Raw genomic sequence first — 14,209 nt, forward strand, 5'->3', positions numbered from 1 at the left:
ATTAACGGGACGGTAAATCTATCGTCGTAAGCCAATATTGCCCGGTGGGGTTGAAAATACCCCCGGAAGCCGGCACGACGCCAGACTGCGGGAGCGACCTCTGAAAATAATACCCATCGACAACGGAAACCGCGTCGCCGCCGTTGCGCTTCTGACGAAGGGTTTCCCCGAAAAAGGCGAGGCCTTCTGGTCTCGCGGCCTGTCGTTTATCAGTGCACATCATGAGCGGCGGGACCTCGGCGCGATCGGGCAATTGCTGATAAAGGGCGATGATGCCGTCGGCGTTCTCCTGACGATCAGGAGCCGCCTGCCCGATACCGACCAGATCGTCGTCAACCTGTCGAGCTGGTATGTCGAGCCGTCCAGCCGGTGGTTTGCACCGCGAATGCTGCAAATGGCCTCGTCCTCCGAAGAGGAAACCTTCACCGACTTCACCCCGTCTCCCGAAGCCTGCAAGCTGAACGAGAGGCTGGGGTTTTCGACTGTAACGGATTACACGCTCTTTTATCCCCTGCTGCCAAAGGCGATCGGTCCGGCAAGGGCGCGGCTGCGCTCGCTTGCCGACGTGCCGCTCGGCGCGCTATCTGCGGCGATGCGCGACACTCTGGAGGATCATGCGCGTTTCGGCTGCATCGTGACGGTGCTGGAGGCGGATCAAATTCATCATCCGCTGGTGTTCCTGAAAACAACGACCAAGAGGCTGCCTTCGGCCCGCCTCATCTATTGCGAGGACAGGCAGCTTGCGCAAAGGCACATATCGGCAATTGCCCGCCACCTTCTTCGCAGGGGCCGGCTCGCCATGACCATGGCAGCCTCCGATGAAGAACGGGACGCCGGCGGCTTCGCCGTGCTCAAATCCGCGCCGATACAAGTAAAAGGCGCATGGAACCCACGGTTTATTAACGAAACATATTCAGAATTGGTGTTATTGCCACCCTGGGTATTGGGACGCTCCTGAAAAGACCGCGTTGAACCCTGCCTGCAAAGAAGAAAAGGCGCTTCGGCCAAATATATCCCGACAGCGCGAACGAGCGGAGAACAAGCATGGTTTCAGCGCAACTCAGGGAAGCGGATGTAGCAGAGACCGTTTATTCCTACCTCTCGCAGCGTTTCCCGGCCCATGCGCCTTTCGCAGACGATACACAATTGCTCGAAGGCGGCGCGATTGATTCGCTCGGCTTCCTCGAACTGATGATCTTTCTCGGCGAAGGCTTCGGCATAATCCTCAATGACGAGCATTTCACGCCGGAAAACCTCGGCACACCGGCCGATCTCATAAGCTTCGTCATGCAGGAACGGCGCAGATGACACCCCACGTCCTGCTGCACCACCTGCTCACTGCGCGGGCGGAAAGCGGCGATGAGGCACTCGTCTACAAGGAAAAATCGCTGAGCTACCGCGAATTTTCCGATGCGGCTGCGCGTTGCGCGACAGCCCTGCGGGAGGCCGGAGCGGAGCGTGGTGACCGCATCCTCATCTTCCTGCCGCGCGGTATCGAGGAGTGCTGGTCGATCTTCGGCGTGAGCATGGCGTCCTGCGTCTTCGTGCCGGTCAACGCACTTTTGAAGGCACAGCAGATCCGCCATATCGTCAGGGATTGCGGCGCGAAAATCATCATCAGCACTGCTGCGATGACGGATGAGCTGGGTGCTGCCCTGGAAGACCTGGCAGATGTCAAAGTGCTGCTGGCGGAAGATATCGACAAACGCCCGGCCGCGCCGGCGAGAGACTCGGCTGCAATCGGCGAGGACCTGGCCGCGATCCTCTACACATCAGGCTCCACCGGATCGCCCAAGGGCGTCATGCTGTCGCATCGCAATCTTCTGGCCGGCGCGCGCATCGTGCGCACCTATCTGGGGATCACGGCCACAGACCGTATTCTTTCCCTCCTGCCCTTCAGCTTCGATTACGGCCTGAACCAGCTGCTGACGGCGGTGGAACAGGGCGCGACAACGATCATCTCCACCTTCAGACTGGGCGACGATATCGTCCGCGATCTGCGCGACCACGCCATTACCGGCCTTGCAGGCGTTCCAACCGTCTGGGCGATCCTGACCAGGGCGGCGCCCCTGCTGGCGAAAACGCCGCTGCCGCAGCTGCGCTACATCACCAATTCCGGCGGCCGCGTTCCGCAGGAAACCGTCAAGGCGCTGCGCGACCGGCTGCCGGATACAAAAATCTATCTGATGTATGGTCTCACGGAAGCCTTCCGCTCCACCTTTCTGCCGCCGGACGAGATCGATAATCGCCCGACCTCCATCGGCAAGGCCATTCCGGAATGTGAAATCTTCATCGTCACCGACAAGGGACAAAGGGCAAAGCCGGGCGAGCCCGGCATTCTCGTCCATCGCGGCCCAACCGTTTCGCTGGGCTACTGGAACCGGCCGGAAGACACGGCCAAGGTGCTGCGCCCCCACCCCTTCATTCCGGCGGCGCTGGGCGGCGAAACCGTCTGTTACTCCGGCGATCTGGCGGTGGAGGACGAGGATGGCTTTTTCAGCTTCGTGGCCCGCAACGATGCGATGATCAAATCGTCAGGCTATCGCATCAGCCCGACCGAGGTGGAGGAGAGCCTGATGTCGACGGGCCTTTTCCAGCAGGTCGCCGTCATCGGCCTGCCGGACCCCTTTGCGGGCGAAAAGGTCCATGCCGTCGCAACCGCTGCAAATGAGAACATCGACATTTCGGCAGCGCTCAGGAAAGCCGCCGAGACACTCGCCCCCTTCATGATTCCCCGCGCCATCGAACTGGTCGACCGGCTTCCGGTCACGGCCAATGGCAAGGTGGACTACCGCGCGCTGGTGCGCGAACGGACGGACAATGGCGCCCACGGATAGACCCCAGAGCCACGGCCCTGCCCTTGCCGCCGCGCAATTTGCTGTCAGTGAAAACGATCTCGTCATCGGCGGCCTTGCAGTGCGCGATATCGTCGCCGAGACCGGAACGCCGTGTTTCCTCTATGACGCGAGCGCCATGCGCCGCGCTTATCGCGATCTCGAAACCGCGCTGAGTGGCTTTGCCGATATTTATTATTCCGTGAAGGCCAATCCCCTGCCCGCCATCGTGTCGCTCTTCCGCGAAGAAGGCGCCGGTGCGGAAATCGCCTCTGTCGGTGAATATCGCGCCGCCATCAAGGCGGGTGTGCCGCCGGAAAAGATCATCTTCGCCGGCCCCGGCAAACGCCACGCCGAATTGCTGGAAGTGATCGAGGGCGGCATCGGCGAAATCCATATCGAGAGCGCCGAGGAAATTTCCCGCATCGAAGCCATCGGCAGGCCGGTCAAGGCCTCGATCCGCATCAATCCGGTGCCGGACGCGCAGGCGGGCGCCATGCGCATGGGCGGCAAGGCCACCGCCTTCGGTTTCGATGAGGAAGAGCTGGAAAACGTCCTGCCCCTGTTCAGCGACAGCAGGCATATCAATCTCGTCGGCATCCATATCTACGGCGGCACGCAGATCCTCGACGCGGACATGCTTGTCTCCCAGTGGAGATACTCCATTTCCCTTGCGGCGCGCATGGCGGACATGCTCGGCAGGCCGCTTCAGACCATCGATCTCGGCGGCGGCCTCGGCATCCCCTATTTCGCCGGGGAGACGCCGCTCGATCTCGCAACGGTAAGCGCCGCCATTCCCGACCTCAAGGCGCTCATGCGGGCGCATCCGCTGATTGCTGACGCCCATGTCATTGTCGAACCCGGCCGCTTCCTCGCGGGTCCCGGCGGTATCTATGTGGCGGAAGTCAATTCGGTAAAGACCTCGCGCGGCACCACCTTCGTGGTCACGGATGGCGGCATGCACCATCATCTGGCCGCATCCGGCAATCTCGGCCAGATCGTCAAGCGCAACTATCCCATCGTGGCACCCGCCATGATGCAGGCGAACCATGAGGAAACGGCAACCATCGTCGGCCCGCTCTGCACACCGCTCGATACGCTGGCCCGCAATGCCGCCCTGCCGAAGCTGAAAGCCGGAGACCTCGTCGCCATCCTGCAATCGGGAGCCTATGGCGCCAGCGCCAGCCCCACGGGTTTTCTCAGCCATGCGCCAGCAAAGGAAGTGCTGGTGGAAGATGGGGCGTTTGAGGTGGTCGGGCGCTGATCAGCCCCGCAGCAACCTGTCGCCAACCGCGAATTTGGATTTCAGCAGGCACTCATCATATTCCGCCTCGGCCACGGAATCGAAAACGATACCGCCGCCGACATTGAAGACGGCGCGGCCATCGTCAAACAGGCTGAGCGTGCGGATCGCCACGGAGAACCGCATCTCACCATATGGAGACATGACGCCGATCGCGCCGCAATAGGCGTCGCGTGGCGTCTCTTCCAGCTCGCGCAGGATTTTCATCGCCCACATTTTCGGCGCGCCGGTAACGGAGCCGCAGGGAAACAGCGCGGCAAAAATATCCTCGACCGTCGCCTCAGGCAGAAGTCTCGCCCGCACATGGCTGACCATCTGGTGCACGGTCGGATAGGTCTCGATATCGAACAGCCGTGGCACATCGAGGCTGCCAACCTCGGTGATGCGGGAAATATCGTTGCGCAGCAGATCGACGATCATGCGGTTTTCAGCCAGCGTCTTTTCATCGGTCAGCATCGTCGCGATGATCGCCCGGTCCTCTTCCGCATCGGCTCCACGCGGCGTCGTGCCCTTCATCGGATGGGTTTCGATAATACCCTCGCGATCCACCGAGAAAAACAGTTCTGGTGAGCGTGACAGGATAACCGGGCCGCCGAGATCGACCAGCGCGCCATATTTCACCGGCTGGCGCTCAACCAACGACCAGAAGGCTGTCAGCGGATCTCCGCTCCAGCGGGCATGAACGGGCATGGTCAGATTGCCCTGGTAACAGTCGCCGCGGCGCAGATGATCATGCAGCCGCTCGAAGCGCTGGCAATATTCTTCAAGCGTCCATGCGGGCCGGAGATCGGAGAGAAATGCGTCCGCATCCGGCACCTCGCCGGGGCGCCAAAATCGCCCGGCATCCGGCTGCGGAGCGGAGAAGACGCCAAAGCGCAGAAATGGCACATTGCGGGGCTCGGCCGCAAAAGGCGCAAGCTTCGGCTCGAACAGGAAACCCGCCTCGTAGGACATATAGCCGGCAAGATATTTCCCGTCGCGGCGCAGCTGCTCCATGCGCTTCAGCGCCGCAAAAAACGCCTCAGGCTCGTCCGCGACGATGAGTTCTTCCGGCTCGGTGAAGGCTGTCACCGTGCCGGTCGTATCATCCCGGAAAAGAACGTAAGGCGCATGTGCCAAGGAGAGCGTCCGAAACAGGAGAAAGGGTCGGGAAGGATCAGACCGGGTCTATATCGCCGCGCGCCCACATCTCTATGGTTTCCGCATAAAAATCGGCGAAACGGCCTTCCTCGATCGACTTGCGGATACCCTGCATCAGCTCCTGATAATAGGCAAGATTGTGCCAGGAGAGCAGCATGCCGCCCAGCGCCTCGTTGGAGCGCGTGAGGTGATGCAGATAGGCGCGGGAATAATCGCGCGAGGCCGGGCAGTTGGACTGCTCGTCGAGCGGGCGCATATCCTCGGCATGGCGGGCATTGCGGATATTGACCCTGCCACGACGGGTAAAGGCAAGCCCGTGGCGGCCGGACCGGGTGGGCATCACGCAGTCGAACATGTCGATGCCGCGCGCCACCGATTTCAGGATGTCGTCAGGCGTTCCGACGCCCATCAGGTAACGCGGCTTTTCGGTGGGCAGCACCGGCAGGGTGATATCGAGCATGCCGAGCATCACATCCTGCGGCTCGCCGACGGCAAGACCGCCGACCGCATAACCCTTCAGATCAAGCTGCTTCAACCCTTCGGCGGAACGGACGCGCAAGTCCGGCTGGTCGCCGCCCTGCACGATGCCGAACATGGCCTTGCCCGGCTGTTCTCCGAACGCGACACGGCAGCGTTCCGCCCAGCGCAGCGACATTTCCATGGCGCGCTCGATTTCCTTGCGCTCGGCCGGTAGCGCAATGCATTCATCGAGCTGCATCTGGATGTCGGAATCGAGCATGCCCTGAATTTCGATCGAGCGCTCTGGCGACATGTGGTGCAGCGAACCGTCCACATGGCTCTTGAAGGTCACGCCCTTCTCGTCGAGCTTGCGCAGGCCGGAAAGCGACATGACCTGAAAACCGCCGCTGTCGGTGAGGATCGGATGCGGCCAGCGGATCAACTCATGCAGACCGCCAAGACGCGCAACACGCTCCGGGCCGGGACGCAGCATCAGGTGATAGGTATTGCCGAGAATGATATCGGCCCCCAGCTCACGCACCTGATCGAGATACATGGCCTTGACGGTGCCAACAGTGCCAACCGGCATGAAGGCGGGCGTGCGGATGACACCGCGCGGCATGGCGACTTCGCCGAGGCGCGCGCCGCCGCTCGTGGCTTTCAGGGTGAAGGTGAATTTGTCGTGCATCAGTTTTTCCGAAACAACAGGCTGGAATCGCCATAGGAATAGAAACGGTATCCGGTTTCGATGGCGTGCTTATAAGCGTCACGCATCGTTTCGAGACCGCAGAAAGCCGAAACGAGCATGAACAGCGTCGATTTCGGCAGGTGGAAATTCGTCATCAGAATATCGACCGCGCGGAAGCGATATCCCGGCGTGATGAAGATGCCGGTGGCATCGGACCATGGATGGATAACGCCATTTTCGTCGGCAGCACTTTCGATCAGGCGCAGCGATGTCGTGCCGACGCAAACGATCCGTCCGCCGCGCGCCTTGACGACATTCAGCCGGTCGGCGGTTTCCTGCGACACATGGCCGATCTCGAAATGCATCTTGTGGTCGTCGGTATCGTCGGACTTCACCGGAAGGAAGGTGCCTGCCCCGACGTGAAGCGTCACGAAATGCCGCTCGATGCCCACCCTGTCCAGCGCGGCAAACAGATCGGGCGTGAAATGCAGCCCGGCGGTGGGGGCGGCAACGGCGCCCTTTTCGCGGGCATAGATGGTCTGGTAGTCGGTCTGATCCTGTGCATCTTCCGGGCGTTTCGCCGCGATATAAGGCGGCAAGGGAATATGGCCGACCGAGGCAATCGCCTCGTCCAGCACAGGACCGGAAACGTCGAACAGCAGCGTGATCTCGCCCTCCTCGCCCTTCTCCTCGACGGTGGCTTCCAGATGGGCAAGGCCGCAGGCATTGTCGCGCTCGTAACCGAAACGGATGCGGTCGCCCTGCTTGATGCGCTTGCCGGGACGCGCGAAAGCCTTCCAGCGGGATTGATCGGCGCGCATGTGCAGCGTGGCCGAAACCGCCGTCTCCGGCGCACCTTCGCGCAGCCTGACACCTTCGAGCTGGGCGGGAATGACGCGGGTGTCGTTGAAGACAAGCGCATCGCCGGGCTTCAGGAAGGACGGCAGGTCGAAGACGCGGTGGTCTTCCATACGGTTTTCATTCGGATCGACCACCAGCAGGCGCGCACTATCGCGCGGGTTCGCCGGGCGCAGGGCGATATTCTCCTCGGGCAGGTCGAAATCGAACAGGTCTACACGCATTGCAGGGGCTCTCGAAAATATCAAAACCCGCCTCGCAGCAAACTGCCGGCGGGTCGTTGTTGGTGAAGGGGCTCCCTCACCTCGACGTCATCCTCGGGCTTGACCCGAGGATCCACGACGTCGCCGGGTGATGGGTCCTCGGGTCAAGCCCGAGGATGACGCCGAGTGCGAGGAGCACTCAATCAGCAAAACATCCCCCGCCCAGCAGCCAAGCAAGGCGGGGAAAACTCTCTATTCTCAGGCCGCAGAAGCAAGCTTGATGGAAACGATCGAATCGGGGTCCTTCACCGGCTCGCCGCGCTTGACCTTGTCGATGGCTTCCATGCCTTCGATGACCTGGCCCCAGACGGTGTACTGCTTGTTCAGCCAGGGCGAATCGGTGAAGCAGATGAAGAACTGCGAGTTGGCGGAGTTCGGGCTCTGCGAACGGGCCATGGAGCAGGTGCCGCGCACATGCGGAATGGCGGAGAATTCAGCCTTCAGGTCCGGCTTGTCGGAGCCGCCCATGCCGGCGCGGGCCGGATTGAAGCTTTCCGCACCCTTCTTGCCGAACTTCACGTCGCCCGTCTGGGCCATGAAGTCTTCGATGACGCGGTGGAACACGACGCCGTCATAAGCGCCTTCCGATACCAGTTCCTTGATGCGGGCAACGTGGCCCGGAGCAACTTCCGGAAGAAGCTGGATCACGACCTTGCCGGTCGTCGTTTCCATGATGATGGTGTTTTCCGGATCCTTGATCTCGGCCATGATTATTCTCCTCTGTTCGGGCTCTATTGCCCTACCTTACTTCTTGCCGACGGTGACCTTGATCATCCGGTCGGGGTTGGAAACTTCGCCATTGCCGCCGGCGCCGCGCTTGATCTTGTCCACGGCTTCCATGCCGGACACGACCTTGCCGACCACGGTATACTGGCCGTTCAGGAACGGACCGTCGGCAAACATGATGAAGAACTGCGAATTGGCGGAATTCGGATCCTGCGAGCGAGCCATGCCGACCACGCCGCGCGTGAAGGGAACCTTGGAGAATTCGGCCGGAATATCCGGCAGATCGGAACCACCGGTGCCCGCGCGCTGGGCGCTGAAGCCCTTCTCCATGTTGCCATACTGCACGTCGCCGGTCTGCGCCATGAAGCCGTCGATGACGCGGTGGAAGGCGACATTGTCATAAGCGCCCTTCTTGGCCAGCGCCTCGATCTGCGCCACGTGCTTGGGCGCAACCTCAGGCATCAGCTCGATGACAACAGGGCCGTCCTTCAGCTGGACGGTCAGGAGTTCGGCGGCAGATGCAAGGGTGCTGGCGGCAAGCGCGCCCGCAAACAGGGCGCCGGCAAAGGCAAATCGAACGAGTTTCATCGGATTGGCTCCAGAATGTGAGGCTGAAGTCAGCGCTTCAGCTTGGCGTTGAGGGCTTCAAGCACGGCTTTTGGCACGAAGGCGTCGACATTGCCGCCCATGGCGGCGATCTGCCGGACCAATGTGGCTGTAATGGGTCGCGACGAGGTGCCGGCGGGCAGGAATACGGTCTGGATGTCCGGCGCCATCTGGCGGTTCATGCCGGCCATCTGCATTTCATAATCAAGATCGGTGCCATCCCGCAGGCCGCGCAGCAGAAGACGTGCGCCGTGCTGACGGGCGGCATCGACAACCAGATTATCGAAGGAAACGACCTCCATGCGCGCCGCTTCGCCCGGCAGGGTCTCGGAAAGGGCTTGGCGTATCAGCGCCGCCCGCTCCTCGAAACTGAACATCGGCGCTTTTCCGGGATGGATGCCAACGGCGACGATGACTTTGGACGCGACGTTCAGCGCCTGAATAAGCACATCCAGATGTCCGTTGGTCATCGGATCGAAGGATCCTGGATAAAAGGCAATCGTCATATCGCTCTCAGGTGGTGGGCGTTATGTGCCGCCTTTTGTCATGGAGACGGTCGCGGCGCAAGACTTTTACCACCCCGGCCCGTGGTCGGCGCGGCGTGAACCACGGATGAATAGGCCGTTCAGTGCGGTTTCAGGGCTATTTTTTATAAATGGAGCCCAACAGGAAACCGAAACGCCTCTCACCCGTTAAGCATCCGGAGAATTGAAAATGCTGGCCTTCATGATCGTTCTTTCGATGGTCGCATCATTCGCTGCCGAGTATCTTTTTTTCGAATGACGCCCGCCGCCAGTTTCCTGAACGCCAGATGAACAAGCCATTCAAGGAAGTTTCACAGGCGCGATGCTAATCGATTTTTACGGTTGACGCGGAACATGATCGCACATGGCGCGTTAAGAAAGAACCAAAGGAACGGACAGATGTTTGTAAGAGAAAAACAGTCTACTTCGGCAAAGATCAGTGTCATCAGCACCGCCTGGACAGTACTGGTCATCGCCATGGTGGCAACGACGTTTAGTATTTATGAACAGAAGCCGGAAAAGCAGGGTCCGGACTATCCGCAGCTGACCGCCCGTTACCAGTACATGAATTATTACTGATAGAGGGCGAGAATTTCTCGCACCAGATGGAGACACTATCATGTTCACATTTTTGACGCTGCTTCTTGCCCTGATCAGCATTATGTTCGTGACATCGATGATCTCCGTCGTCGCCGAGATGCGGCGGGAAGACGAGGAATTCAAAGCCATGATCAGGCGCGACCGCGCTTTTTGAGCGTCCCGTTGCGGCGTGATCGCCGTTAAAAAGATGATTCTTCGCAACCGCCTGGCCGCTCCAGGCGGTTTTGTTTTGCCGTTTTACCGGGCGGCAAGGCGAAGATGATGGCGGAAAAACCGCGTCCCAATCACATAAGCGTTTTCAAAACCCCGTTTTTCCAAGGCAAATTCCCTTCAATTTCCGTTTGGATTGATTTAAGGAACGCCGATACGTTGCGGGCCGGACGGCTGGCGACCGCAATGACGTTCCTGTGAGGTTTGCATAACGATGCTCGATTCCCTGAGAAATGCTTCTCGAACCATGGCAGCCAAGCTGCTGCTTCTCCTGCTTGTTGTTTCGTTTGGCGTCTGGGGCGTCTCGGCATCACTCGTCACCGCCAATTCCCATGCCGTCATGACGGTGGGCGACCAGACGGTCAGCCCGGAGGAATTCCGCCTCGCCTATCAGCGTCAGATTTCCGACCTCAGCCGCCAGTTCGGCACCCGTCTGACGACGGAACAGGCCAAGGCCTTCGGCATTGACCGTCAGGTGTTCAGCCAGCTTGCCGCCGGCGCCGCCCTCGACGAGCTTGCCTCGAAGATGAATCTCGGCCTTTCGGAAGACCGCCTTGCCAACCTCATCGCCGAAGACCCGGCCTTCAAGTCGGTCAATGGCCAGTTCGACCGTAATCTCTTCAGCGAGCGCCTGCGCAATTCAGGCTTCCGCGAAGACGACTATATCAAGGAACGCAGCAAGGTTGCCGTCAGAAGCCAGATCGTTGAAGCCGTCTCGGATGGTTTTGCCGCACCGCAGGTGCTGGTGGATGCGCTGAAGCAATACCGCAACGAGCAGCGTGCGGTCGATTACGTCATCCTCTCCAACGCCGTCATCCCGCCGGTCAAGGCGCCGGGCGATGACGTTCTCACCCCCTGGTTCGAGACCAACAAGACGAAATATCGCGCACCGGAATTCCGCAAGTTCACCTATGTGAAGCTGGAACCGTCGGACATTGCCGATCAGGCCTCGGTAACGGATGCCCAGATCGCCGATTATTATGAGAGCCACAAGGACAGCTTCCGCACCGCCGGCCGCCGCACGGTGGAGCAGCTGACCTTCCCGGGCAAGGAAATGGCCGAAGCAGCTGCCGAGCAGATCCGCCTCGGCAACACCACCTATGATCAGGTGGTGAAGGATCAGGGCAAGACGCCGTCCGACGTGACGCTCGGCGAATTCACCAAGGACACCATTCCCGACCAGTCGATTGCCGATGCGGCTTTCGCCATCCAGAAGGATGGCGGCGTCTCCGCGGTCGTTGAAGGTTCCTTCGGCCCGGTCATCCTGCGCGTCACCGGCATCAAGCCGGAAACCACCCGCACGCTGGAAGAGGCGAAAGAGGACATCCGCAAGGACCTCGCCACCGCCGCCGCCGCGGAAGAAATCACCAATGTGCATGATCGCTACGAAGATCTGCGCGCCGGCGGCTCTTCGCTTGCCGATGCGGCAAAGCAGCTGAACCTGAAGCCCGTCACCATCGCCGCCATCGATGCGGCAGGCCTCGATGAAAAGGGCGATGCGGTTCAGGGCCTGCCCTCCCCGCAGCTGGCACAGGAAGTCTTCAAGACCGAGCCCGGCACGGAAGCCCTGCCGATCAATCTTGGCCGTGAAGGTTACATCTGGTTCGACGTCGACCAGATCATTGCCGCCCGCGACCGCACGCTTGCCGAAGTGCGCGACGATGTCGTGGCCGACTGGACGGCGGAGCAGCAGCGCACCGCGCTTGCCGCCAAGGCCGACGAGCTGAAGGCCCGCGTTGAAAAGGGTGAGACCCTTGAGGCCGTGGCTGGCGAACTGAGCCTTGCCGTCGAGCAGAAATCCGGCCTGCGCCGTACCAGCGAAGACGCTATTTTCGGCCAGCAGACGATCGCGGCGGTCTTCTCCGGTGCTGAAGGCAAGGTTGGCACGGCGGCTGACGCCGACGGCTCCAGCCGCATCCTCTTCAAGGTCACCTCCGTTGACACCAATGCGCCTGCCGATGCGCTGGCCAATGACGACCAGCAATTCGCCGCCATCGCCCGCGCGGCCGGCGACGACATGCTGGACCAGATGGTCAACCGCCTGCAGAACGATTATGGTGTGACCATCAACCAGGCCCTCGCCGATCAGGCGATGGTCGGTTTCTAACCGGGGGGCGAAAAGATGGCCGAACTGAAGCCGCTGATCGCCAAGGTCGCGAACGGAGAAAGCCTGAACCGCGAGGATGCGCGCACGGCTTTCGACATTCTGATGTCGGGCGAAGCCACCCCGTCGCAGATCGGCGGTTTCCTGATGGCGCTGCGCGTGCGCGGAGAAACGGTGGACGAAATCGTCGGCGCCGTCTCCTCCATGCGCGCCCGCATGCTGCCGGTTTCGGCCCCCGCCAATGCCATCGATATCGTCGGAACCGGCGGTGACGGCATCGGCACCTATAATATCTCGACGCTGGCCTCGATCATCGTCGCCGGCACGGGCCTGCCGGTCGCCAAACATGGCAACCGGGCGCTGAGTTCCAAATCCGGCACGGCGGATGCGTTATCCGCGCTCGGCGTGAAGCTCGATATCGGCCCCGACCTCATCGCCCGCTGCATCAGCGAGGCGGGTCTCGGTTTCATGTTCGCGCAGCTGCACCACTCCGCCATGCGCCATGTCGGCCCGAGCCGCGTCGAACTCGGCACAAGGACGATCTTCAACCTGCTTGGCCCCCTTTCCAACCCGGCGGGCGCAAAGCGGCAATTGCTCGGCGTCTTCTCGCCGCGCTGGCTGGTGCCGCTTGCCGAAGTGCTGCGTGATCTTGGCTCGGAGAGCATCTGGGTCGTGCATGGCGACGGCATGGATGAGGTGACCACCACGGGCGTCACCCATGTGGCGGCGCTGGAAAACGGCAAGATCCGCACATTCGACCTGACGCCAAAGGATTTCGGCGTTCAGCCGGCTCAGATGAACGATCTGAAGGGCGGCGACGGCATTGCCAATGCGGCGGCGCTGCGCGAGGTTCTTTCCGGTAAACGCAATGCCTATCGCGACGTGTCGCTGTGCAATGCGGCCGCAGCCCTCGTCATTGCCGGCAAGGCGGAAACGCTGGGTCAGGCGATGACGATCGTCAGCGAGGCGCTCGATAGCGGCGCGGCAGCCGCAGCGCTGGAGCGTCTGGTCGCCGTCTCCAACGAGGCAGACCCCAAGCAGGCCGACCATTAAAAGGAATGAGAGCGAAACCATGAGCGACATTCTGAAAAAGATCGAACTCTACAAGCGCGAGGAAATCGCCGCCGCCAAGGCGAAGGTTTCCCTTGCCGATCTCAAGGCGATGGCCGAGGGCCAGACCGCGCCGCGCGGCTTTTACAGGGCGCTCAGGACAAAACAGGCCGAGGGCAAGTTCGGCCTGATCGCCGAAATCAAGAAGGCCAGCCCGTCCAAGGGCCTGATCCGCCCGGATTTTGATCCGCCGGCGCTGGCGGCCGCCTATGAAGCGGGTGACGCCGCCTGTCTTTCGGTGCTGACGGACAGCCCGAGCTTTCAGGGCGCGCCGGAATTCCTGACCGCCGCCCGCAATGCCTGCGCCCTGCCGGCGCTGCGCAAGGATTTCATGTTCGACACCTATCAGGTGCATGAGGCCCGCGCCTGGGGCGCGGACTGCATTCTCCTCATCATGGCATCACTCTCCGACGACGAGGCAAAACGGCTGGAAGACGAGGCTTTCGCGCTCGGCATGGACGTGCTGGTCGAGGTGCATGATGCGGAAGAAACCGAACGGGCGCTGAAGCTCGCCTCGCCGCTTCTCGGCATCAACAACCGCAACCTGCGCACCTTCGAAGTCAGCCTGGAAACCAGCGAGAAGCTGGCTGGTCTCGTGCCCGCCGACAAGCTGCTGGTCGGCGAAAGCGGCATCTTCACCCATGAGGATTGCAAGCGGCTGGAAAAGAGCGGCATCAGCACCTTCCTCGTCGGCGAAAGCCTGATGCGCAAGGACGATGTGACGGCGGCCACCAAGGCGCTGCTGACCGGCAGCACCGGCGTTCTGGCAGCGGAATGATCGCCC

At 61.2% G+C, this 14,209-nt stretch carries 15 protein-coding genes; 9 read left to right on the top strand and 6 right to left on the bottom strand.

The features are described from left to right. Positions 1–199: 199 nt before the first annotated feature. From AC1ROR_RS05690 to AC1ROR_RS05705, 4 genes are all read left to right on the top strand, one after another. A complete protein-coding gene (locus AC1ROR_RS05690; protein ID WP_498589178.1) occupies positions 200–958 on the top strand; it encodes a hypothetical protein in 759 nt (252 codons plus the stop codon). A gap of 86 nt (positions 959–1,044) precedes the next feature. Then, entirely contained in the window at positions 1,045–1,308 is a 264-nt protein-coding gene (locus tag AC1ROR_RS05695) for an acyl carrier protein (RefSeq protein ID WP_035223143.1), read from the top strand. Further along, complete coding sequence (locus tag AC1ROR_RS05700) at positions 1,305–2,837, top strand: AMP-binding protein (RefSeq protein ID WP_498588843.1); 1,533 nt, start codon at positions 1,305–1,307, stop codon at positions 2,835–2,837. The genes AC1ROR_RS05695 and AC1ROR_RS05700 overlap by 4 nt, the downstream gene beginning before the upstream one ends. Next, positions 2,821–4,098 carry a type III PLP-dependent enzyme gene (locus AC1ROR_RS05705; protein ID WP_498588844.1) on the top strand — a complete coding sequence of 426 codons (1,278 nt, stop codon included), beginning with the start codon at positions 2,821–2,823 and terminating at the stop codon, positions 4,096–4,098. The genes AC1ROR_RS05700 and AC1ROR_RS05705 overlap by 17 nt, the downstream gene beginning before the upstream one ends. Here the strand turns inward: AC1ROR_RS05705 and AC1ROR_RS05710 are convergent, their stop codons facing one another. The 6 genes from AC1ROR_RS05710 to coaD all read right to left on the bottom strand — a co-directional run bounded on the left by AC1ROR_RS05710 (position 4,099) and on the right by coaD (position 9,383). Then, complete coding sequence (locus AC1ROR_RS05710) at positions 4,099–5,256, bottom strand: aminodeoxychorismate synthase component I (RefSeq protein ID WP_498588845.1); 1,158 nt, start codon at positions 5,254–5,256, stop codon at positions 4,099–4,101. 37 nt (positions 5,257–5,293) lie between these two features. Beyond that, positions 5,294–6,424: a tRNA guanosine(34) transglycosylase Tgt gene (tgt, locus tag AC1ROR_RS05715; RefSeq protein WP_035223134.1), complete on the bottom strand. Its 1,131-nt coding sequence runs from the start codon at positions 6,422–6,424 to the stop codon at positions 5,294–5,296. Next, the gene (gene queA, locus AC1ROR_RS05720; protein WP_498588846.1) at positions 6,424–7,506 is read right to left on the bottom strand and encodes a tRNA preQ1(34) S-adenosylmethionine ribosyltransferase-isomerase QueA; all 1,083 of its coding nucleotides are present in this window, start codon (positions 7,504–7,506) and stop codon (positions 6,424–6,426) included. The genes tgt and queA overlap by 1 nt, the downstream gene beginning before the upstream one ends. A 237-nt stretch (positions 7,507–7,743) precedes the next feature. Beyond that, positions 7,744–8,253 carry a peptidylprolyl isomerase gene (locus AC1ROR_RS05725; RefSeq protein WP_003495709.1) on the bottom strand — a complete coding sequence of 170 codons (510 nt, stop codon included), beginning with the start codon at positions 8,251–8,253 and terminating at the stop codon, positions 7,744–7,746. A 36-nt stretch (positions 8,254–8,289) separates the two neighbouring features. Next, positions 8,290–8,859, bottom strand: a complete 570-nt coding sequence (locus AC1ROR_RS05730) for a peptidylprolyl isomerase (protein WP_035223126.1) — start codon at positions 8,857–8,859, stop codon at positions 8,290–8,292. Between the two features lie 29 nt (positions 8,860–8,888). Further along, complete coding sequence (gene coaD, locus AC1ROR_RS05735; RefSeq protein ID WP_003495706.1) at positions 8,889–9,383, bottom strand: pantetheine-phosphate adenylyltransferase; 495 nt, start codon at positions 9,381–9,383, stop codon at positions 8,889–8,891. A 417-nt stretch (positions 9,384–9,800) separates the two neighbouring features. Between coaD and AC1ROR_RS05740 the strand changes: the two genes are divergently transcribed. From AC1ROR_RS05740 to trpC, 5 genes are all read left to right on the top strand, one after another. Next, on the top strand, positions 9,801–9,980 hold the full coding sequence (locus AC1ROR_RS05740) for a hypothetical protein (RefSeq protein ID WP_003495704.1): 180 nt from the start codon (positions 9,801–9,803) through the stop codon (positions 9,978–9,980). A gap of 40 nt (positions 9,981–10,020) precedes the next feature. Further along, the gene (locus tag AC1ROR_RS05745) at positions 10,021–10,155 is read left to right on the top strand and encodes a hypothetical protein (RefSeq protein WP_003495703.1); all 135 of its coding nucleotides are present in this window, start codon (positions 10,021–10,023) and stop codon (positions 10,153–10,155) included. 270 nt (positions 10,156–10,425) lie between these two features. Next, a complete protein-coding gene (locus AC1ROR_RS05750) occupies positions 10,426–12,318 on the top strand; it encodes a peptidyl-prolyl cis-trans isomerase (RefSeq protein ID WP_142173671.1) in 1,893 nt (630 codons plus the stop codon). Between the two features lie 15 nt (positions 12,319–12,333). Then, positions 12,334–13,368, top strand: a complete 1,035-nt coding sequence (gene trpD, locus AC1ROR_RS05755) for an anthranilate phosphoribosyltransferase (RefSeq protein ID WP_498588847.1) — start codon at positions 12,334–12,336, stop codon at positions 13,366–13,368. A gap of 19 nt (positions 13,369–13,387) precedes the next feature. Beyond that, on the top strand, positions 13,388–14,203 hold the full coding sequence (gene trpC / locus AC1ROR_RS05760; RefSeq protein WP_498588848.1) for an indole-3-glycerol phosphate synthase TrpC: 816 nt from the start codon (positions 13,388–13,390) through the stop codon (positions 14,201–14,203). The last annotated feature ends 6 nt before the right edge of the window (positions 14,204–14,209 follow it).

The organism is Agrobacterium sp. GW821-FHT14E08 (assembly GCF_058803865.1).